The following is a 21,899-nucleotide window of genomic DNA, read 5'->3' as shown; positions in this document are numbered from 1 at the left end:
TTATATTTTTTCAAGTTCTTCTTCTAAAATTTGCTTCTGATAAAGGTCTGCATAAACTCCACCAAGTTGAAGAAGTTCCTCGTGCATGCCAATTTCAACGATCTCGCCATCATCAAGAACAACAATAAAATCAGCGTCCTTAACTGCTGTTATCCTATGACTTATAATTATCGTCGTCCTTCCTTTCCTAAAGTTTTTCAAGTTTTTTAAAATCATCTCTTCCGTGTATGCATCTACAGAAGAAAATGAATCATCAAGTATTAAAATTTTTGGTTCCTTTATCAAGGCTCGTGCAAGCCCGACTCTTTGCTTTTGCCCACCTGATAATGTTATACCTCTTTCACCAACGATAGTATCAAATTTGTTTGGAAATTCCATGATCTCATCATAAATGTGAGCGATCTTTGCGACTTCAAAAATTTTTTCATCGCTTACCCCATCTACCCCAAATTTTATGTTATTTTTCACCGAATCTGAAAACAAGAAAACCTCCTGCTGAACATACCCGATACTTTCGCGCAAAACCTTAAGCGGAATTCTTTTGATATTAACACCATCTATAAAAATTTCACCTTTATCAGGTTCAAACAACCTTGGTATCAAATTAACAAGCGTCGTCTTTCCACTTCCTGTATATCCAACAATTCCAACAGTTTGCCCTTGCTTGATCTCAAGGTTTATGTTTTTTAAAACATAATCTTCAGAGTCCGGATATTTAAACCAAACATCTTTAAACTTAATCTCACCTTTTATCTCTTTGATCGTAAAATCTGTTTCCTCCGTATCTTTGATCTTCGGCTCAACTTTGAAAACTTCAAGCAATCTATCCATTGAAGCAGATGCTCTTTGAGTCAGATTGACTATCCAACCAAAAGCAATCATCGGCCAGATCAGATATCCGAGATAAATCAAAAAAGATGTTATCTGCCCGAGCGTCATCACACCCATTATAACTTGATATCCACCATACCAAACAACAAGTATGATTGAAATTCCTGTTATCATTATCATCAAAGGATATGTCAGTGATTGAACTTTTATTAGTTTTATGTTTTTCAGCATATATTCAAAACTTAACTTCCTAAACTTTTCAATCTCGTAATCTTCCCGAACATAAGATTTCAGCACCCTTATTCCCGAAATGTTTTCCTGTGCTGCCGTTGTCATAGTCCCGAAATGCTCTTGTATGTCCTCGTATCGTTCGTGAACTATTTTTCCAACCCTGTAAACAAGATAAGAAATTAACGGAAGTGGAATTAAAGTTATCAGCGTGAGTTTAAAATTCATTGAAAACATGATGGCAAGTATAACAACAAATTCAATCCCTGTTTCAATTGAATACATTATTCCAGGTCCGAGGAAGTTCCTAACCGCAGGTATATCATTTGTAGCATAAGCCATTATATCACCTATCTTCTTATCTCTGAAATAAAGATAATGCAAACCTTGGACATGGCGATAAAAATCATTTCGCATGTCATATTCAATTTTCCTTGATGCAACGATTATCGTCTGTCTCGTGAAGAAAGAAGCAATGCCACTTAAAAGCGTTGAACCAATTACAAGTGAGGCAAACCAAAGAAGCTTTTCACCCGTCACCCCAAATTTCAAGCTATCTACAGCACGACCAATTAAAATCGGAATTAAAACATAAAATGCTTCACTAAAAAGTATCGCTAAAAGTCCAAGCAAAAATAACTTTTTGTATTTAAAAATGTATGGCTTAAGCTCAAGCAGAGAACGCATAAAATTCCCGCGAAAATTGATTTAGTAAAATTTTACCCGCGAACGAAACGAAAGAAATTTCACTTAAGATTTTTAAACATTTACCTTGATGTTTGCGGAGCCCGCAGAAAAGTTAATTTTTCTATGTGTGCCATCGCAAAACGGCTTATTTTCAGAACCGCCACACCTACAAAGAGCGATCGTCTTTTTATCAATTAATTCCTTTTTTGAACCCAATTCAACTTCAAAATTTCCAGATTCTATCTCAATCACATAAGGTCCATTTTCATTTACCTTTATTCGCATCATTTTACCACCTCGCTTTTTGTTTTAACTTAACAAAACAAAGCGACTTTTACAAATCCGCAAAATTTTGCGTCTTAATCTTAAACTTGAATTTCTGGTTTAACATTTTTAACTTGTTTAAGTTAAAAAAGTAATCACAGATAAGGTTGATGCGAAAAGTATCAAAATTTTTATTTGAACTGAAAAAATGGGTTGAAAACTTTGCAGACAAACCCTATGCTGGGCTTGCCCTCTTTTTGATTGCTTTCACAGAATCATCCTTTTTCCCAATACCACCTGATGTCTTATTAATCGCAATCGCTCTCCTAAAACCACACCTTTCCTTTAGATATGCGCTTATTTGCTCAATTGGGTCGGTGCTTGGCGGAATGTTCGGGTATTTAATCGGTTTTCAATTTTATGAAATTATTGGCAAAAAAATAATTGAATTTTACCATCTTCAAGACGAGTATAACGCTGTGAAAATTATGTATGACAAAAACGCGTTCGTTGCAATTGCGATTGCTGGTTTTACTCCAATTCCGTATAAAGTTTTCACTATCGCTGCTGGTGCTTTTCAAGTTAATTTTCAAACCTTGGTTGTTGCGTCTGCTTTGAGCAGACCTGCAAGATTTTTCTTGGTTGGAGGATTAATTTACTTTTTCGGTCCAAAGGTTAAAACATTCATTGATAAATACTTTGATTGGCTTACAATTCTTTTCATAATTTTGTTGATACTTGGTTTCGTCTTAATTAAGTATATCAGTTGAAATATGAAAAGTGGTGTTTCGCTTGAACGAGCGCTTTCAAAACTTGGATACGCCTCAAGAACTGTCGCAAGGGAGCTAATTTTAAGCGGAAGGGTAAGTGTGAACACAAAAATTATAACAAATCCATCATACAGGGTTGACCTCAAAAAAGATAAAATCGCCGTTGATGGGAAGATTTTAACACGAAAACCAAAAATTTACATCGTTTTAAATAAACCAAAAGGTGTGGTGACAACGCGAAAAGATGAGTTAAACAGGAAAACGATCTATGACATCGTCAACATTAAAGAATGGATTGCTCCAGCAGGACGACTTGACAAGGATACATCAGGACTTTTAATTTTAACAAATGATAATAAATTCGCTGATTTTATCACAAATCCTGAGTCAAAAGTTTCAAAAACATATCTCGTAAAGATCAATAAACGAATAAAGTTGGAAGATTTGCAAAAGATCCAATCTGGGATGGATATTGAAATAGACGGACAAACATACAAAACAATGCCTGCCAAAGCAAAAGTTGTTAAAATGAATCCCAAAACCTGCTGGATTGAAATAGAAATTCACGAGGGGAAAAATAGGCAGGTTAGAAAAATGTTTGAAAAACTCGGTTATAAAGTTGAAAATTTGATAAGAACTAAAATCGGAAACTTTACAGATATAAATCTAAAACCGGGTGAATGGAGATTTTTAAACCAAGAGGAACTCAAACAAATAGCGCCGGGATATTTCAAATGAAGCCACTCGTTATCGGAATCGCTGGAGGAACTGGCTCTGGAAAAACAACCGTTGCGAAAAAAATAGCAAGTAGAATTGGCGAAAGCAAAGTCATCATACTTGAACACGATAGCTATTATAAAGACATCTCGCAATTTGAAGGTAAAAAGATTGAGGAGATAAACTTTGATCATCCCGACGCTCTTGACACAAAACTTTTGATTGAGCATGTCAAGAAACTAAAAAACCATGAACCGATTGATGTCCCAATTTACGATTTTACAACTTACAGACGGCTTGAAAAAGTAAAGCACATAGAACCTAAAGATGTGATAATAATAGAAGGTATACTTGTTTTCGTTGAGAAGGAACTTCGGGATTTAATGGACATAAAAATTTTCGTTGACACTGATGCGGACGAGAGAGTGTTAAGAAGAATAAAAAGAGATATACTTGAAAGAGGGCGAACGCTTGAATCGGTGATAAACCAATATATTTCAACCGTAAAGCCATCGCATCTTGAATTCGTTGAACCAAGCAAAAGATGGGCGGATGTCATAATCCCAAGGGGCGGTGAAAATGAAGTCGCAATTGAAATGGTGGTGTCAAGAATAAAAACAATGTTGGAGGACAAAAAATGAGAAAAATTTTGAGCATCTCAATCATCCTTCTTCTGTTTTTAAACTCCTGTGCAACTAAAAAATACTCAATCATTGAAAGAGGAAACACTAAAATAATTATCGGCGAATTTCCAATTAAGTTGCTTGAAGACAAATCATTTGAATGGTACAGCGATGGATATTCAAAATATACAATTGACGATGTTGAAAGTTTCAATGTAATAAAATCAAAAGCCAACAAGTTTGATGTCTTGATTTTCCTCGGAACTTGGTGTCCAGACAGTAGAGAGCATGTCCCAAAATTTATGAGAATAATGGATGAAGCAGGTGTTTCAAGAAAACGTATAAAAGTCATCGGGCTTGATAGAGATAAAAGGTTAAACGGCTTAACAGACAAATATAACATCACGAGGGTCCCAACATTTATCTTTTTTGAAAACAACAAAGAAATTGGAAGAATAATTGAACATCCACAGGAAACACTTATAAAACACATTGCAAAAATTTTAAGTCAGATCAAATGAACACATGGCTTTCGGTCATACCTCCGCTTTCGGCGATAATCCTTGCCTTGATAACCAAACAGGTTTATACTTCGCTTTTTATCGGGATATGGCTCGGATGGACTATTTTATCTGATTTTAATCCTATTGTTGGTCTTGCAAGCTCAATTGATGGGATAATAAATGTTTTCAAAGAACCGAGCAATACACGAGTTATAATTTTTAGTGCGCTTGTTGGTGCTTTGATCGCTTTGATGCAAAGATCTGGAGGAGTCCACGGCTTTGTAAATTTAGTTTCAAATCGTGGGTTCATAAATTCACGAAGGAAGGCACAGCTTTTCGCCTGGGCTATCGGAATGAGCATATTTGTTGAATCAAGCATCACATCTCTTGTCACTGGGACGGTTTCGCGACCAATTTTTGATAAACTTAAAATCTCAAGAGAAAAACTTGCGTATATCTGCGATTCAACCTCCGCTCCCGTTTGTATCATGATACCACTTAACGCATGGGGAGCATATGTGATTGGATTGTTAACTCAAGTTGGTGTTACAAACGAAATTTCACTATTCATTTCGGCACTCCCTTTAAACTTTTATGCCATATTTGCTATACTTTTGGTTTTATTTATCGCATTGACAGGTTTTGATTTCGGTCCGATGAAAAAAGCAGAGCTAAGAGCGCTCCACGAAGGCAAAGTTATAGCTGATGGCGCAATACCACTTATCGCAGACGATGTTCTTAACATTTTACCTAAGCCAACTGCAAATCCAAAAGCAAGAAATATGATCATCCCCATTTTAACGATGATCTTGATGATGCCAATCGGACTTTATATTACTGGAAATGGAAACATTGCAAATGGTTCTGGTTCAACATCTGTTCTTTGGGCTGTTATGGCTTCAATTTTTGTTGCAGGTATACTTTACAAATCTCAAAAAATATTATCAATCCGCGAAACAATTGAACTTACTCTCAAAGGTATGGGTGGCTTAATCCCGCTTGCTGTTTTGATGACATTTGCTTTCGCAATAGGTGCTGTATGCAAAGAATTGAAAACGGGTGAATATGTCGCATATGTCACGAGTAAATTTATAGATCCTGCGCTTTTACCTGCCTTGATCTTTTTGACTTCATCTTTTATCTCATTTGCAACTGGAACAAGTTGGGGAACTTTTGCCATAATGATGCCTATCGCAGTCCCAGCAGGGATAGCTCTTGATTCAAATTTATCAATTATTGTTGCAAGTGTTTTAAGTGGCGGCGTTTTTGGAGATCACTGTTCACCGATTTCGGATACAACGATAGTTTCATCAATGGCATCTGCTTGTGACCATATTGATCATGTCAAAACACAATTACCTTACGCAATTACTGCTGGCTTACTTGCCTTGATTTTCTTCGTAATTTTCGGTTTCATCTTAAACTAAAGTTCAGTGAAAAATGACCATTTTGATTTTAACACTTGGATTAGTAGCAACGATTGCAGAGATACTTGGAGGTTTGATCATATTCTTCACGCAAAAATGGCCGAGGAGATTTCAAGATTACTTGCTTGCAGTTGGAGCTGGATTTATTGTCGCGCTCGTTCTTACGCAGCTTATTCCGGAGTCAGTAGAAGCGATTGGTGAAACAGCACCGATTTTGATCATGCTTGGCTATGCGACGCTTCACTTCTTTGAACATTCAATTGTTTCACACTTACACTTTGGCGAGGAAACTCACACTGAACATATAGTTTCAAAAACCGCAAGTTATTCAATTTTCTTTGGACTTTTCATCCACGCTTTCTTTGATGGCATGGCTATAGCAATTGGATTAAAATTTGATTATATAATCGGGCTTCTACTTTTCATTGGGATTTTCCTTCATAAACTTCCCGAAGGGATGACGGTTGCTTCGGTTATTTCAGCTTCTGGCAGAAAAGTGCATACATCTTTAATTCTTGCCTCACTCGTTGGATTTGCGACATTTGCGGGCGTTTTACTTGGTCTTGTGATACCACAAATAAGCGAAAAACTTATTGGATATCTATTCGCTTTCATTTCTGGAATTGGATTATATGTTGGAACAACCGACCTGATCCCAGAGATAAATAACTCACAAACAAAACTTGCACCACTTGTCGTTTTCATTGGTATGCTCCTTTTTTACATGACCGCTGACTTTTTACATAAAATAGTTCACTAAAATGAAAAAGGAGAAAAAGGACTATAAAAAATTAACCGACGCTGAACTTGCAAAACTTGCAGCAAAAAATAACGATGAATTAGCCTACACTGAATTAATGAATAGATATAAAAAGAAAGTTGAAACAATCGTCTCCAGAATTATACGACAGAGAAGCGAAACCGAAGACCTTGTGCAGGAAATTTTCGCCAAAGCTTTCACTTCTCTATCAAGTTTCAAGTCAGAATTCTCGTTTTCAACATGGCTTTACAAAATTGCAACCAATCATTGCATAGATTTCATCCGAAAGAAAAAAATTTCAACTTATTCAATTGATGAAGAACACGAACTTGAAGAGGATTCAATTCAGCGAGAAATACCTGATTGGACTAAACTTCCAGATCATGAACTATTCCAAAAACAAAGAAATGAAATTATTCACGAAGCGATAAACTCACTTCCAGAACATTATAGAAAAGTGATCATAATGCGACATTTTGAAGATAAATCATACGAAGAAATAGCAAAAGAGCTGAAACTACCAATCGGAACTGTTAAAGTCCACATTTTTAGGGCAAGGGAACTGCTATACAAAAAGCTGAAGGACAAGTTAAAAGATTATTGAAACTGCAAACTTGAATGTTGCGTAAAAATATATAGAACGCAAACAAAAATTTCAGTGGCTTGAAATTTCTCAAAATTAAAATAATTTTTCTGATTTTCTTCATCCAGATAGCCAAAGCAAACGATGGCGATGTTCTTCAACTCAAGTTTCACAAAGAAATACCAAGAAGAAACGAGAAAGAGCTAAAGATAAAAATTACCGGTGGGATTGGTGTTTTTTATATCTTGCCAGGTAGCGATGATAAAATAGTTGTGATAGATGGCTATTCTGATAAAGCTATGGGGAAAAATTTTGTGGATGTCAATTACTTTGTTGCTGAGGATGTTGGATATCTTGAATTTGAGATGGCGAAATCTTCAGCTGGGAGAATTTCTGATAATGAGAAATGGTATATAAAACTTTGTCGCGATATTCCAACGACACTTGATATCGTTCTCGGAGCAAGCAAGGCAGATATTGAACTTGGAGGATTAAGTTTGAAAAATTTAAAAATCTCAACTGGCGTTAGCAAAACGAATCTTAAATTCACAAATCCAAACAAAATAACGATGAAAAGATTTGAAATTGAAACCGGTGCTGCGAAATTTGAAGGTGAAAAATTGGGCAATGCAAAATTTAAAACACTTCATTTCTCTGGAGGTGTTGGATCATTTGATATTGATTTGTCAGGCGAAATACTTGATGATGCAGAGGTAAATGTTGAACTTGGACTCGGAGAAATTGATATTTATCTACCCAAAGAAGTAGGTGCAATAATATCGTCCTCGGGAGTTTTTTCGTCAGGGAAGTTTGATAATTTTTTTAAAAAATGGGATAAATATATAAGCTTCAACTACGAAAAAGCGCAGAAAAAAATTAGCATTTTCATTGAATCAGGGCTTGGAAATGTTAGAGTCAGATGGATTGATTGAAGCCAAAATTTCTGAGCAAAACTTCTGAATTTCCGCATCTACTTTGCCTTCCTGAATTTTTCTTCTTTTGAATTTCCATACTATGGGAACATCAAAACCGATTTTTTCCAGTTTAATTTTCAATTTCTTCAGGTAAACATCCTCGCGAAACCCTCCGTAAGTCAGGAATAGAAAAATTTTAAATGAGTTTCCAAATCCAAGTCGTTTCAGAAAATGGATAAAATATGTAATCGGTGGGCAATTGAATGTCCATTTGGGAGAGCCAAGTATCAGGGCGTTATAATCTTTAAGGTTTAAAGAGTTCAAGTTTTTCACTGGGAAAGGCAGAGATGGAACGAAAGAAAGAAAAAGCCAAAATGGATATTTTAGATTTATCAGAGGTTCAATTTTGAAAACATCGCACTTTACTCCACTTGCTTGTAGATGTTTTAAAATTTCAAGAGATACTTTTTCGGTGTTTCCTGTAAATGAAAAATATGCAAGTAAAACTCTCATCTTAACTCAACAATTTTAACAACAATGTTGCAACAGCAAGATAAGTAGCAGAACTTAGCATATCTGTTCCAGTTGTGACAAGAGGTCCGACTGCAGTTGCTGGATCTCGCTTCAACTTTATTAAAACAAATGGCTCTATTGTCCCCATGATTGATGCGAAAGTCATTGATGCTAAACATCCAACGAAAGCTGAGATAGGCAAAATAAACGAATACTTTAATCCATATACGAAAATTGTAATCAATGCAAGAGCAGTACCATAAACAAGCCCCAATATTGAGCCAGCAAGTGTTTCTTTTACAAGTACTCTTTTCCAATCGTTCATTCTTATGCTTCCAGTAGCAAGACCACGAACACAAATTGTTGATGCCTGTGTCCCGACATTTCCACCCATAGCTGCGATAAGTGGCATGTAAGAAGCGAGAGCGATAACTTGCTGAAGCGTCGGTTCAAAATTTTTCACTATAAAAGAAACGATGATCTCGCCAATATAAGTCAAAATCAACCATGGCATTCTTAATTTTGCCGATTTCAAAGGTGAAAGCAATGTTTCAATATCTTCCAACTGAGTTCCGACCATCTTGGCTATATCTTCAGATGCCTCTTCATGGATGACATCAATTATATCATCTACCGTGATTATACCTAAAAGCTTGCGATATTTATCAACAACTGGGATTACGGTCAAATTATATTTTTTCATTATTGAAGCAACTTCTTCCTGGTCTGTGTTAGCTTCTACGCTTATCACTTTCTCGTCCATTATATCACTTATTCTTTTCTTCGGATCCGAAAGGATCAAATCCTTCAATTGGACAACTCCCACGAGAATACCTTTTTCGCTTGTGACATAAATTGAGTATATAGTTTCCTTATCTGGAGCGGTCATTCTTAAAAATTCAATTGCTTCACCAACTGTCATGCTTTCAACAACGGAGGCGAATTCAGTTGTCATCAATCCACCTGCCGTCTCAGGCGGATAAGCAGTCAAAATTTCAACCTCACGCCTTGCCTCTTCTGTCATCAACGCTTCATATTCCTGCGATTTATCCACCGTCAACTCTTCAAATAAATCAGCTCGTTCATCTGGCGACATCTCGTTTAGGAAGAACGCCTTATCTTCAACTGGAAGTTGCTCAAGTATTGTTATTTGATCGCTCTCATCAAGCTCGTCAAAAACTTCAATTGCTTTTTCTTTTCTAACAAGCTTAAAAAGCTTTACCTTCTCATCTGTTGGCAACTCTGATATGATCTCAGCAATATCAACAGGATGCAAATCGTCAAGGATATCAATTAACTCCTCGTTTCTCTCTGCATGAATTAATTCTCTTATATCGGGCAACAAAATCAACATCGTCTTCATTGAAAAACTCCTTTTTTTACTTTTTAATTGTCCCTTTTTCAAATTCGTAGAACTTTATTTCGGGGATGAAATCAATTACACCATAGTAAAACGCATAAGTAAAAAACTCCTTCATCCCCTGTATTTCAGCTTCACCGAGATCGTAATGTAAATTTTGAGTTAAGTAAGATTTACAAAACTCAAAGCTAACACCATATTCTTTGCTTGCTTCATCAGATATGGTATCAATGTTTTGAAGCCCATATTTTTTGGCGTTTATTAAAGTCGTCAGATCTTCATCTTTTAAGCTTTCTCTTCTTCCAACCCAAAGAGCATAAACAAATGGCAGTCCAGTTAAATCATCCCATTCATCCCCAAGATCAATATATGACTCATATTCAGTTTCTTCAAAAAGTGCGTTATCTCCAATTAAAAGTGCAGCGTCTGCCTGTGAAAGCATCTCAACTAAATTTGGTCTCATTGCCACAAACTTTGGAGTTATATCATACTTTTCGGAAAGTATAATTCGCGCAAGGACTACTGAGGTCATTGAACTTATATCAGCTGCAACTGTCTTTATATCCTTTAAATCTTTTCGGAAGTAAAGTCGGATGCTATTCACAGCGCCTCGTGATGCAATGCAGATTTCGGGAACAATTCTATACTTGACAGAATATTTTGCGTAATGAATTGAAGGAACAAGTCCAGCGTCTATCTCCTTATTTAGAAGTTTTACTGCAATTTGAGATGGAATATCATAAATCAATTCAAAATTATGCTGAAGCTTGTTCTTTTCAATTGCATAAACCAACGGCTTTGTATTCAAAAAATTCACTACACCAAGTTTTACTTTTTGCACTCCATATCTTGAAATTTGTTTTCACGGCAAGTTTAAAGGTATCTCCGGTTTTATTCTGTCAAGGAATTTAGAACCAAGTTCTAAATACGCACTACGAACCTCATCTATATTCACACCTTTAGCAATGCTTTCAAGCAAAATAACATGAAGTCGTTCAAAATTATATCCATATTTTGTTGAAATTGAAAGTAGCGATTTTAGCTTTCTCTCGTTGATTCTTCCAGTTTTGATAAACTTTACTTCAGCTTTCCCGAGCTCCGTATAAATTAAACCTCTTTTATCTCCAGTTTCAAGGAAGATTTTTTCTGCTTTTGAAAATTTATCCATCGCTTCATCGGTATTTCCGAGCACTTTTGCAAGCGTACCTTCGCCCCAAAGTGTGTAAGCATAGCTTACTTTGTCTCCGATCTCTTCGTAATTTTCTGTTGCAAGTAAAAAATACTTTCTCGCCTTTTCAAAATTTTCCATCATCCTATTTGCGTTTGCAATTCCACAGTAAGAGTAAGCAATTCCAAATTTATCTTTTATTCGCTTAAAAATTTTATTCGCCTCGGTATAATACTCAAGCGAACTTTCAAAATTACCCATAACTCTTGAAGCACCTCCAAGCCCACAAAGAGAATACCCCATCCCTGCTTTATTTCCAAGGGATTTATAAATCATAAAGGAATCCTCAAACGATTTAAAAGCACGATCAATTAAACCCATAAATCTAAAAGTCCCACCCTTTGCCCATAGTATATATGCCTGTCCCTCTATATCATTTAGTCGTTTGTAAATTTCATAAGCAACATCAAAGGATTTTATAGCCTGCTCTAATTTTCCAATTGCCCTTAAAGTTGTTCCCATCCCAGAAAGCGCATCAGCAAATGATATTTCATCTATTCTCTTTGCAAGTTTCAAAGCGAGATTATAATATTTTATCGCTTTTTTGAAATTTCCTGCTAATCTTGCGCAGTGCCCCTCGTTTAAGCGAAGATAATAAAGCCATTCTTTGTCAAAAGAATTTGAGTTTAAATTTTTATCAATTTTTTCGTAAATCAAAAGTGCTTTCGTAAACTTGCTCTCACGCTGCAATTTCTCTGCCTTTTTAATCTCGTTAATTATCTGCATAAAATTCTACTTTTATTGTGTCAGCAAAAGAAATGTGAAAATAGCGTTAGGAAATTTAATACTCCGCAATCACATTATAATACGCGTCTCTTTCAATGGGGATTCTTCCAGCATCTTTGATGAGTTTTATGAGTTGATTTTTCGTAAGATATTGTGCGGTATCAGCACCAGCCATGTGATAAATTCTTTCCTCTCGGACTGTTCCATCAAGATCATCAACTCCAAAATTTTGAGAGACCTGTGCAACCTTTACACCAGTTGAAACCCAAAAGCATTTTATATGCGGGAAATTATCAAGCATCAACCTTGCAACTGCAAAGCTTTTCAAATTTTGCAAACCTGTCGTCCAATCTCCAGCGTATTTGTTATTTTTTGGATGATAAGGCAGTGGAATGAATGTTAAAAATCCGCCAGTTTCATCTTGTAGATCACGAAGTTTTATCAGATGTTCAACTCTTTCCTCAATTGTTTCCATATGTCCATAAAGCATCGTTGCATTTGTTCTTATCCCGAGTCTGTGAGCTGTCCTATGCACCTCAAGCCATTCTTTTTCACCGATTTTATCAGGAAATAGTTTTTGTCTTACTCTTTCACTAAAAATTTCAGCACCTCCACCGGGCATTGTATCAAGACCAGCTTCCTTGAGCTCGGATAAAACCTCTTCATAAGTTTTCCCGAAGCTTCTTGCGAAAAAATCAATCTCAACTGCGGTAAATGCTTTTATGTTAATTTTCGGATTTATCTCCTTGATCCCTTTCATCATATCAATGTAATACTCCCATGGCAACCTTGGATCAAGCGCTCCGACTATGTGAACTTCAACGATTTCGTCTTTTAATGGGCGAATCTTATCAAAGATTTGCTCAAGCGTGAACCTATAAGCCCCGTCCTGGCCTTCCTTTCTATAGAATGAGCAGAACTTGCAATCAAGCTCGCAGATGTTTGAATAATTTATAATGTGATTTTTAACGAAATAAGTCTTGTTGCCGTTAAATTTCTCACGAACTATATTTGCAAGAAAACCAAGCGAAAGAACATCGTCCGTCTTGTAAAGTTTTACTCCATCATCAAAGGTTAATCTTTCACCTGTAATGACTTTTTCAAAAATCTCGTTTAACCCAGATTTTTGTATCCGCTTCTCGTAAACTGGTAAAATTTCTATCTCCATGTTTGATTGTTTTCTTTGTTTTTCATCTATTTTAAAAACTTTTGCAACGCTTCAGCTACTTGTAAATAATGATCGGACACCCGCACCTTATCAATGACCTCGGCGATTCTTCCTTCAGGATCTATTATAAATGTTACCCTTTTTGCAAAACCAAATAGTCCTGAAACGCCAAATGATTTTATAATCTCGCCGTCTTTATCAGCAATAAGCTCATACGGAAATTTATATTTCTCTTTAAACTTTCTTTGAGTTTCAATATCGTCTTTGCTTACGCCATAAAGATTTATATTGAACTTTGACAACAGCTCAGCCCCATCTCTTAAACTACAAACTTCTTTTGTGCAACCAGGTGTAAATGCTTTCGGATAAAAGAAAATAACACTCCATTTTCCTTTCAAATTTTCAGAACTTAAGGATGTTCCATCTGTGCACATTGCTGTAAAGTTCGGGATTTTATCACCTACCTTTAGCATTTCAAACTCCGTTTTTAATTAAAATAAAAAGAGACACGCTGACGCGTGTCTCAAGATTTTACTCTGATGTCTTTTGTCTGACTTGTTTAGCGCTCATCTCACGAAGGTAATACAGCTTCGCTCTTCTTACCGCTCCTCGTTTTTTCACCTCAATTTTTGCGATTGATGGTGAATGAAGCGGGAATATCCTTTCAACGCCAACGCCATCACTTATCTTGCGAACAGTGAAAGTTTCATTAAGCCCACTACCTCTCCTTGATATCACGATCCCTTCAAATTCTTGAATTCTTTCCTTATCGCCCTCAATAACCCGAACATGCACCGAGACCGTATCCCCTGGTTTGAAATCAGGTATGTCGGTTTTTAGGTATTTTGATTCAACGAGTTTCACCTTATCCATTTTTATCATCTCCTATGATTTTGTTTAACAAATCCTTTCTTCTTTTTAGCGTTTTTTCAAGTGCCTTTTCGTATCTCCATTTTTTTATAAGTTCATGATTTCCAGAAAGCAAAACCTCTGGAACCTTCATTCCTCTATATTCAGCGGGTCTCGTATAATGTGGATGATCAAGTAGACCCGTCTGAAAAGAATCAGTCATAGCCGATTCAATATCATGAAGAACGCCAGGAATAAGCCTAATCGTTGCATCAATTACAACAAGCGCTGGAAGCTCTCCGCCAGTTAATACATAATCACCGATTGAGATTTCTTTCGTAACAAGCGCTTCTCTTACTCTCTCGTCAACTCCTTTATAATGACCACAGAGCATAATTATATTGTTAAGTTTTGAGAGCTCATTTGCCATTTTCTGATTAAAAAGTTCTCCATCGGGAGTTAAAAAAATTATCTCATCGTATTCTCTTTCGCTTTTCAACTTTTCAATACATTCAAAAATTGGTTCAGGTTTCAAGATCATTCCGGCTCCTCCGCCATAGGGATGATCGTCAATTTGTCTATATCTTCCGATCCCGTAATCATGCAAGTCATGGACATAAATTTCAACTATTCCTTTCTCCCTTGCTCTTTTGATTATGCTTGAATTCAAAGGGCTTTCAAATATTTGAGGAACGGCAGTTATTATATCAATTCTCATCTCAATATCACCTCCTCATTCAATTAAACCTTCCATTGGCTCAATTATGACCATCTTATTCTCAAGGTCAACTTTTTTAACAACTTCGCTTATTGCTGGAATTAAAATTTCCTTCCCTTTTGATTCAACCACATAGACATCGTTCGCGGGGAGAAGCCACACATCGGTTATCACGCCGATCTTCCTACCATTAACATCATAAACTTTCAGTCCGATCAAATCATGAACATAGTAAAAACCTTCGGGCAAGGGAAGAAGTTCTTCCTCAGGTATATAGATAAATTTTCCAGAGAACGATTCAGCTGCTGTTCTGTCGTTTATGTTTTTAAACTTTAAAATGACCTCTTCATTGTGTAAAAAAGAACTCACGATATAATGTTCTTCTACTTCAATAGGATTATCGCCGACATAAACGCGCTTTAGTTTTTTAAACCTGTTAACGAAATCAGTTATAGGTTTGACGCATATCTGTCCCTTGAGTCCATAAGGTCTCAAAACTTTTCCAATTATACATAGATCTCCCATAGCGTCGTAGATCTTTCTACCTTAACTTAAATGTTGGCATATTAAATTTTTCTTTCGGCGGATGCTTCCAAATTCGGATAAAATACTTAACATTTCCCTTGGTTAAACCAGTTTCATCAAATCTCTCAACAAGAAAAATTTTTCCTGGAACGCGCAGTCCTTTCTCAAAAGGTATATTCTTCAATCGCTCTCTAATGTTTTCCATACTTTTTTCAATCTTTTCGTTATCAAACACATCAAATTCCATTTGCAAAACTTTCGCTTTTTCAAAAAAATCAGCTTCGTCGTTGATTTCTTGATTTCTTCCATTCTTTAATCCCGAATCTGGAAGCGTGAAATTACAACGAACCGTATCATCATACGCTAAACTTTCAAGAGCAAATGAAAACAAGAGAATTGCTAATTTAAACATATCTTTGCCTCGCCAAAAATTTGAGTGAAGCGAAATTAAAACAAACCGCTTCACTGTAAAATTTCAAGTATCGCCCTTTTTCCTTCCTTTGCAGCGACTGCGCTAAGAAGAACGCGCATAGCGTTTGCAGTTCTTCCTTTCCTTCCTATAACTTTACCAACATCACCTTCACCGACTTGTAATCTGAAAATCACACGATTTTCTCTGTCCTCCATCGTAATCTTCACATCTTCTGGTCTGTCAACCAAATGTTTTGCGATAAATTCCAAAAATTCACGCATTTTTCAGCCCTCCGTAGTGTTTCAGTTTATGTTTAGGAGGGCGTCACCAGCAGAATTAAATTCATTAAGATGGCGCTCCTCCTTGTTCAGAACTTCCTTTTTCAGATTCTTTTTGCTTCTTTCTTAATCTTCTTCTCTCTTTTCTTTCCTTTTCTCTCTTTTCCCTGTTCATTTGTAGCTGAAGCCATTTTTCATACTCAGCCTGAATGAATGCCTCATCTTTTCCTTGCTTCATATAGGACCACTTCAACCATATGCCCTTCCTTCTTAAAAGAGCTTTGACAGTGTCCGTCGGGATTGCACCTTTCTTGAGCCAATGAATTACCCTATCTTCTTTGATTTCAACCTGCATTGGCTCTGGAATTGGATTATACCATCCAACAGATTCAATATACTTCCCATCCCTTGGTTCTCTTGAATCTGCAACTACGATTCTGTAAAATGGTTGTTTTTTCTTTCCGAATCTTTGCAAACGAATCTTTACAGCCAAATCTTCTCCCATTTTTTGTTTTTAAATTTTAAAAGTCATACGAATAATAAAGTGCTATTCACTTGGCTTTCAAATACTCCTCAACCTTGGGCTCGCTTATCATATGAGTGACGATACTGGAGAAATGCTTGCATAAACAACAAAATCGTCAACATCATTTTTTGAAAGTTGCGATTTGCATTCACCTATTATCATTATACTTTCGTCATTCTTTTCACCTTCGCCTACTATGTTAACTTCAATTTTGTCACCTTCCTTGTCAGAGATATATCCTCTGCTAATTCTCTTATTGATTGTTATCTCATTTGGTTGCTGTAATAAAATTATACTTTCCAATGCGCTCTTTAGACCTTCGCTTATCTCTTTCAAAAAATTCTTCACTTCATCAAGATCACTTTTTGTCACAGCTTGCGGTTTTATTCTATCATTAACAATTTTGTCTATTTCAACTTTAAGAGCCTGCGATAATTTTGTTTGTTTCGCTTTTGCCATGATTTATTCAAAATGGAATTTTAAATCCTCTAAATTTCCCACGATTTAGTTGCTTTATCAACTTTTGCATTTCTTCAAATTGTTTCAACAATCTATTTACATCTTGAACCGTTGTCCCACTTCCCATTGCAATTCTTCTTTTACGGCTTGCGTTGATTATCTGCGGTTTTCGTCTCTCCTCAGGTGTCATTGAATTTATTATTGCTTCAATTTTTACAAGTTCCCTTTCATCTATATCAACATTTCTTATCGCGCTTCCGACTCCTGGTATCATGCTCAAAATTTCTTTCAGCGGACCCATTCTCCTTATCTCTCTTATCTGATCTCTGAAATCTTCAAGTGTGAATTGATTTTTTCTTAATTTTTCTTCAAGTTTTCTCGCTTTTTCTTCGTCAACCTGCTTTTGTGCTTTCTCAACAAGAGTTATTATATCACCCATTCCGAGAATTCTTGAAGCCATTCTATCTGGATAGAACGGTTCAAGCGCATCAAGCTTTTCTCCGACACTTACGAACTTTATTGGTTTATTTACGACCGCTTTAATTGAAAGAGCAGCGCCTCCACGAGCATCGCCATCAAGTTTAGTTAAAACAACACCATCAAAATTTAATCTATCATTAAATTCTTTAGCAACATTCACAGCTTCTTGTCCTGTCATTGAATCAACGACGAACAGAATTTCATGAGGTTTCACTGCTTCTTTAATTTTTTCAATCTCTTGCATCATTTCCTCATCTATGTGCATTCTTCCGGCAGTATCAATTATAACAACATCTCTATAATTTTTTCTCGCATAGTCAATTGAATCCACTGCAATTTTAATTGCATCAGTATTTGAATCTATTGAAAACACTGGAATTTGAATTTGCTCGCCAAGTTGTTTAAGCTGTTCAACAGCTGCAGGGCGATGTATATCCGCTGCAACAAGAAGCGGATGTCTACCTTTATGTTTCAGGTGATTTGCAAGCTTTGCGCAAAAGGTCGTCTTACCTGAACCTTGAAGTCCAACGACCATTATCACTGTAGGCGGATTCGGTGAAAATTTTATATCAGCACGAGTTGAACCCATTAAATTAACAAGTTCATCATATATAATTTTTATCAACATCTGCCCTGGCGTAATGCTTCGCAAAACCTCTTGACCAAGCGCTTTCTGCTGAACTTTTTCAGTAAATTCCTTCACCACTTTATAATTGACATCCGCTTCAAGCAACACGCGCCTTACCTCGCGCATCGTTTCAGCTATGTTTGACTCCGTAATTCTTGCCTGACCACGAATTTTCTTAAAAAGCAGTTCAAATTTTTGTGTTATTTCCTCAAACATCACTTTAAAATTATTTTTTAACGGAATGGATCAATTTTTCATGCCTTGCAAATTTACGAAAAATCAATATCTTTTACAAAATGACCTTACGCCTTAAGTAAAGAAAAACAAACAAGGATAAAATCTGAAGCCCGACCGAGAAGATAACTAAATACAAAATTGAAATATCATACAGCTTTCCAAAAATGAAGCTTCCCACGAACCATGAAAATCCAAATAACCCGTGAAACATTCCAAATGCAGAACCTCGCTTTTCCGGAGGAACGAGTTCAGCTACGGCTGATTTCATGGCGGTTTCTTGAAATCCCATAACAATCCCCCACAAAACGATAGCAACAACCACTGTAAAAAGATCATTCATAGCAAACGAGAGAAACGAAATAGGAATTGAAAAAACAGGTATAAAAAAGAGAGTTTTAATTTTAAACTTATCAAACACACCTCCGATAACGAGCGCAGTCAAAGCATCAATACCCATAGCAAGAGCAAACAAAGCTGGGATTATCTCATCAGAAACAATTTGAGTTTTCTTCAAATGGTAAGATATAATTTGAAAATGAGGATAGCCGGATATTGTGAGCGCACTGAACAAAAGATAAAGATAGAAAGTTTGTCCTAATCTATCATCACTTAAATTTGTCGTTTTAAATTCAAGTGTTTCTGGCTTCGGAAAAATTGTCATTGTTATAAAAAGTGTTAATAGAGATAAAGCCGCTGGGATTCCAAGAAGTAAAAAAGCATTTGAATAACTTTGAGTTTTATAAATAGCTCCTGCAACAATCAAAGGTCCTATTATGGCTCCAATTTGGTCAAGAGCCTCATGAAGCCCAAATCCCTTTCCATACCCGATATTTGAAGAAGCATAAGATAAAATTGTATCGCGTGCTGGTGTTCTTATCGCTTTGCCAAATCTTTCGGCTATAATCAAAGCAGAAGCAATTTCCAAATTCCCAGCAAAAGCAAGCAAAGGAACTGCGACAAGATTAATAAAATAACCAGCACCGGTTATAATCCAATATCTTTTTGTTTTATCAACAACATAACCAGAAACAAAGCGCAAACCATATCCAACAAGTTCTCCTAAACCACCAACAAATCCAACAACCGTCGCACTCGCACCAAGTGTAAATAAAAAAGGTCCAACAATACCCCGAGCTCCTTCGTAAGTTATATCGGCAAATAAGCTGACAAATCCAAGCAATGTGATAACAAAAAAAGCTGTTTTGACATTTATTTTACTCTGCATAGTTTCCCTATTTTCTTTATGAAACACATTTTTTAAAAACCACCAAATCACACTTTTTCAAATTAAAACTACTCTTAACTGCCAAAACACATCAACAAAAAACACTCGCCTTGGTTAAACTCAAATTTTTATAAAGACATAATTAGGCTTTGTTGGTCAAAGTAATCTATTTCTTCAAGTACTGATCAAGCCAGTCAAGAACTGTTGTCCACCACAATTTTGCATTTTGTGGTTTTAGAATATGATGTCCTTCGTCAGGGAAATAAAGCATTTTTGATGGAACTCCCATTCTTTGCAACGCTGTAAACATCATAAATCCTTGGCTTACATCAACTCTATAATCAAGTTGGCCGTGGATTACGAGAGTTGGAGTTTTAAAATTCTTAACATAATAACTTGGCGACCATTTCCTATATTGTTCGGGATTTGTCCAAGGTGTTCCTTTAAATTCCCATTCTGGGAACCACAGCTCTTCCGTTGAGCCATACATACTTTGAAGATCAAAGACACCGGCGTGCGAGACGAGACATTTGAAAATTCCTTTATCGTTATGTCCAGCGATCCAATTAATCATATATCCACCATAAGAAGCTCCAGCTGCGCCTATTCTATCTTTATCAACGAACTTATATGTCTTTATCACATACTCAACTCCTTTCATCAAGTCCTCAAAAACTTTTCCGCCCCAATCACCACTTATTTCATCCGTAAACTTTTGACCATATCCTGTTGAACCACGAGGATTGATAAGAACAACGACATAGCCTCGTGAGGCAAACATTTGCGCGTTCCATCTGTAGTGAAAATTATCAGCCCACATAGATTGAGGTCCACCGTGAATTAGAAAAACCGTCGGATATTTCTTGCTTGCGTCAAAGAATGGCGGTTTTAAGATAAAACCATGAACTCTCGTCCCACCAGCACCAGAAAACCAAAACTCTTCAAGCGAATTCATCTCAAGATGGGAAAGCAAAGAGTCATTATGATTTGTCAACTGGATAACTTCTGAACTCGTAAGATCAAGCCGATAAATCTCAGCTGGTTTTTTAGCCGATTCCCTCTTAAAAACTAAAAACCGTCCATCTGGAGTAATTGATATCTCCGTATTATAGCTTTTTTCCGTTATTTGCTTAATTTCCCCTGTTTTCACATCAATTCGGTAAATTGAATTATATCCTTGATCTTCTGCAGTAAAGTATATGAACTTGCCATCAGGAGACCAAATGACTTCCTCAACAGAACGATCAAAATTTTCGGTGAGGTTGATAATTCTTCCTGTTTCCCTTTCATAAAGCATCAATCTGTATTTATCAGATTCAAACCCAGCTCTGAATTGAGCTCTATAGGCGATGTATTTCCCATCTGGTGAATAAACGGGTTGATTGTCGTTTGCTTTGTTTGTCGTGATTCTCTTTATATTCCCACCATCTGGAGTTGTGATGAAAAGATCGTTGTTTGTGCTTATGGCGATCATCGTATCTGTGTTTCTCACGAAGCAAATTTCTTTCCCATCCGGCGAGAAAGCGTAATCAATTTTACCACCGAGATCTATCGGCGGAGTATCATAATCGCCCGGTGTTACATCAACAACTTTTCCTGTCTTGACATCAACGGTAAATAAATGGCTTCTTTTGTTGTCAATCCATCTGTTCCAAATTCTAAATGGCAAAGTTGTGAAAATTTTCGCTTTTACTTTGCTTGTTTCTCTTTCTTTTTCTCTTTTTAAATTGCAATCGTTATCAGGACAATCAGGATAAACTTGTGATACAAAGGCAAGATATTTCCCATCGGGAGACCAAATGACGCCATCAGCTCCAAGAGCAATGTTTGTCATTTTCTTCATCATCCCAGTTTCAATTTCCATGATATAAACCTGCGGTTCACCATCCCGAGTTGAGATAAAGGCAATTTTTTTACCGTCCGGAGACCAAGCTGGTGAATAATTTGAACCCTCACCTTTCGTTAATTGTATTTTTTCTTTTCCGTCAATTGAAACAAGGTAAATGTCCCTTTGCCCTTTGTTTTCCTGCATGTTATAAGAAGTAAGAACATAAGCAATCCACTTACCATCGGGAGAAAGTGCAAGATTTGACACTCTCTTCATTGCCCAAAGGTCCTCAACAGTTATGGCTCTCTTTTGAGCATAAACTGGAAGAATTAACAAGAAGATGATGAGCAGGTTAATTACCAGAAGGTGAATTTTTCTTGCCATAGGTAAACAGAAAATTTTGTTTGCAAAAACACAGATAAATTTTAAGCA

The 21,899-nt window shown here is 36.4% G+C and carries 26 protein-coding genes; 8 read left to right on the top strand and 18 right to left on the bottom strand.

Going from position 1 to position 21,899, the window contains the following annotated elements; all coding sequences use genetic code 11:
• Positions 1 to 1,746: an ABC transporter ATP-binding protein/permease gene (locus NZ923_03555; protein ID MCS7229096.1), complete on the bottom strand. Its 1,746-nt coding sequence runs from the start codon at positions 1,744 to 1,746 to the stop codon at positions 1 to 3.
• Positions 1,747 to 1,818: 72 nt separating this feature from the next.
• Positions 1,819 to 2,031, bottom strand: coding sequence for a CDGSH iron-sulfur domain-containing protein (locus NZ923_03550; GenBank protein ID MCS7229095.1), 213 nt, complete (start codon positions 2,029 to 2,031; stop codon positions 1,819 to 1,821).
• Positions 2,032 to 2,180: 149 nt separating this feature from the next.
• Here NZ923_03550 and NZ923_03545 point away from each other — a divergent pair, with 149 nt between their 5' ends.
• Genes NZ923_03545 through NZ923_03510 form a run of 8 tightly spaced genes read left to right on the top strand, consistent with a single transcriptional unit; the run spans position 2,181 to position 8,325 of the window.
• Positions 2,181 to 2,780 (top strand): DedA family protein, encoded by a 600-nt coding sequence (locus tag NZ923_03545; GenBank protein ID MCS7229094.1) that lies wholly within the window; start codon positions 2,181 to 2,183, stop codon positions 2,778 to 2,780.
• A gap of 3 nt (positions 2,781 to 2,783) precedes the next feature.
• Positions 2,784 to 3,518: an rRNA pseudouridine synthase gene (locus NZ923_03540; GenBank protein MCS7229093.1), complete on the top strand. Its 735-nt coding sequence runs from the start codon at positions 2,784 to 2,786 to the stop codon at positions 3,516 to 3,518.
• Positions 3,515 to 4,138 carry a uridine kinase gene (udk, locus tag NZ923_03535; protein ID MCS7229092.1) on the top strand — a complete coding sequence of 208 codons (624 nt, stop codon included), beginning with the start codon at positions 3,515 to 3,517 and terminating at the stop codon, positions 4,136 to 4,138. The genes NZ923_03540 and udk overlap by 4 nt, the downstream gene beginning before the upstream one ends.
• Positions 4,135 to 4,641: a thioredoxin family protein gene (locus NZ923_03530; protein MCS7229091.1), complete on the top strand. Its 507-nt coding sequence runs from the start codon at positions 4,135 to 4,137 to the stop codon at positions 4,639 to 4,641. The genes udk and NZ923_03530 overlap by 4 nt, the downstream gene beginning before the upstream one ends.
• Positions 4,638 to 6,050, top strand: a complete 1,413-nt coding sequence (locus NZ923_03525) for a sodium:solute symporter (GenBank protein ID MCS7229090.1) — start codon at positions 4,638 to 4,640, stop codon at positions 6,048 to 6,050. The genes NZ923_03530 and NZ923_03525 overlap by 4 nt, the downstream gene beginning before the upstream one ends.
• 13 nt (positions 6,051 to 6,063) lie before the next feature.
• Complete coding sequence (locus NZ923_03520) at positions 6,064 to 6,810, top strand: ZIP family metal transporter (protein MCS7229089.1); 747 nt, start codon at positions 6,064 to 6,066, stop codon at positions 6,808 to 6,810.
• Between the two features lies 1 nt (position 6,811).
• A complete protein-coding gene (locus tag NZ923_03515) occupies positions 6,812 to 7,414 on the top strand; it encodes a sigma-70 family RNA polymerase sigma factor (protein MCS7229088.1) in 603 nt (200 codons plus the stop codon).
• A 59-nt stretch (positions 7,415 to 7,473) separates the two neighbouring features.
• Entirely contained in the window at positions 7,474 to 8,325 is an 852-nt protein-coding gene (locus tag NZ923_03510; protein ID MCS7229087.1) for a cell wall-active antibiotics response protein, read from the top strand.
• Here the strand turns inward: NZ923_03510 and NZ923_03505 are convergent.
• The 16 genes from NZ923_03505 to NZ923_03430 form a co-directional block, all read right to left on the bottom strand.
• Positions 8,287 to 8,820: a hypothetical protein gene (locus NZ923_03505; GenBank protein MCS7229086.1), complete on the bottom strand. Its 534-nt coding sequence runs from the start codon at positions 8,818 to 8,820 to the stop codon at positions 8,287 to 8,289. The genes NZ923_03510 and NZ923_03505 overlap by 39 nt on opposite strands.
• Before the next feature lies 1 nt (position 8,821).
• Complete coding sequence (gene mgtE, locus NZ923_03500) at positions 8,822 to 10,183, bottom strand: magnesium transporter (GenBank protein MCS7229085.1); 1,362 nt, start codon at positions 10,181 to 10,183, stop codon at positions 8,822 to 8,824.
• Positions 10,184 to 10,199: 16 nt separating this feature from the next.
• Positions 10,200 to 11,021, bottom strand: a complete 822-nt coding sequence (locus NZ923_03495; GenBank protein ID MCS7229084.1) for a menaquinone biosynthesis protein — start codon at positions 11,019 to 11,021, stop codon at positions 10,200 to 10,202.
• A gap of 21 nt (positions 11,022 to 11,042) precedes the next feature.
• Positions 11,043 to 12,134 (bottom strand): tetratricopeptide repeat protein, encoded by a 1,092-nt coding sequence (locus NZ923_03490; protein ID MCS7229083.1) that lies wholly within the window; start codon positions 12,132 to 12,134, stop codon positions 11,043 to 11,045.
• A gap of 55 nt (positions 12,135 to 12,189) precedes the next feature.
• Positions 12,190 to 13,302 (bottom strand): aminofutalosine synthase MqnE, encoded by a 1,113-nt coding sequence (gene mqnE, locus NZ923_03485; protein MCS7229082.1) that lies wholly within the window; start codon positions 13,300 to 13,302, stop codon positions 12,190 to 12,192.
• A gap of 26 nt (positions 13,303 to 13,328) precedes the next feature.
• A complete protein-coding gene (locus NZ923_03480; GenBank protein ID MCS7229081.1) occupies positions 13,329 to 13,775 on the bottom strand; it encodes a peroxiredoxin in 447 nt (148 codons plus the stop codon).
• Positions 13,776 to 13,833: 58 nt separating this feature from the next.
• Positions 13,834 to 14,175, bottom strand: a complete 342-nt coding sequence (gene rplS / locus NZ923_03475; GenBank protein ID MCS7229080.1) for a 50S ribosomal protein L19 — start codon at positions 14,173 to 14,175, stop codon at positions 13,834 to 13,836.
• A complete protein-coding gene (gene trmD / locus NZ923_03470) occupies positions 14,168 to 14,869 on the bottom strand; it encodes a tRNA (guanosine(37)-N1)-methyltransferase TrmD (protein MCS7229079.1) in 702 nt (233 codons plus the stop codon). Before trmD ends, rplS begins: the two co-directional genes overlap by 8 nt.
• A gap of 15 nt (positions 14,870 to 14,884) precedes the next feature.
• Positions 14,885 to 15,394, bottom strand: a complete 510-nt coding sequence (gene rimM, locus NZ923_03465) for a ribosome maturation factor RimM (protein MCS7229078.1) — start codon at positions 15,392 to 15,394, stop codon at positions 14,885 to 14,887.
• A 16-nt stretch (positions 15,395 to 15,410) separates the two neighbouring features.
• Positions 15,411 to 15,806, bottom strand: coding sequence for a hypothetical protein (locus tag NZ923_03460; protein MCS7229077.1), 396 nt, complete (start codon positions 15,804 to 15,806; stop codon positions 15,411 to 15,413).
• 50 nt (positions 15,807 to 15,856) lie between these two features.
• Positions 15,857 to 16,087, bottom strand: a complete 231-nt coding sequence (locus NZ923_03455) for a KH domain-containing protein (protein ID MCS7229076.1) — start codon at positions 16,085 to 16,087, stop codon at positions 15,857 to 15,859.
• Positions 16,088 to 16,151: 64 nt separating this feature from the next.
• The gene (gene rpsP, locus NZ923_03450; GenBank protein ID MCS7229075.1) at positions 16,152 to 16,577 is read right to left on the bottom strand and encodes a 30S ribosomal protein S16; all 426 of its coding nucleotides are present in this window, start codon (positions 16,575 to 16,577) and stop codon (positions 16,152 to 16,154) included.
• 99 nt (positions 16,578 to 16,676) lie between these two features.
• Complete coding sequence (locus NZ923_03445; protein ID MCS7229074.1) at positions 16,677 to 17,069, bottom strand: hypothetical protein; 393 nt, start codon at positions 17,067 to 17,069, stop codon at positions 16,677 to 16,679.
• A gap of 7 nt (positions 17,070 to 17,076) precedes the next feature.
• On the bottom strand, positions 17,077 to 18,393 hold the full coding sequence (gene ffh / locus NZ923_03440) for a signal recognition particle protein (GenBank protein MCS7229073.1): 1,317 nt from the start codon (positions 18,391 to 18,393) through the stop codon (positions 17,077 to 17,079).
• A gap of 73 nt (positions 18,394 to 18,466) precedes the next feature.
• Positions 18,467 to 19,666: an MFS transporter gene (locus NZ923_03435; protein ID MCS7229072.1), complete on the bottom strand. Its 1,200-nt coding sequence runs from the start codon at positions 19,664 to 19,666 to the stop codon at positions 18,467 to 18,469.
• Positions 19,667 to 19,805: 139 nt separating this feature from the next.
• A complete protein-coding gene (locus tag NZ923_03430) occupies positions 19,806 to 21,851 on the bottom strand; it encodes a S9 family peptidase (protein MCS7229071.1) in 2,046 nt (681 codons plus the stop codon).
• Between the last annotated feature and the right edge of the window lie 48 nt (positions 21,852 to 21,899).

The sequence above is a fragment of the Candidatus Kryptonium sp. genome (assembly GCA_025060635.1).
GTDB lineage: Bacteria > Bacteroidota > Ignavibacteria > Kryptoniales > Kryptoniaceae > Kryptonium.
This window is presented reverse-complemented; position numbering and strand designations above follow the sequence as displayed.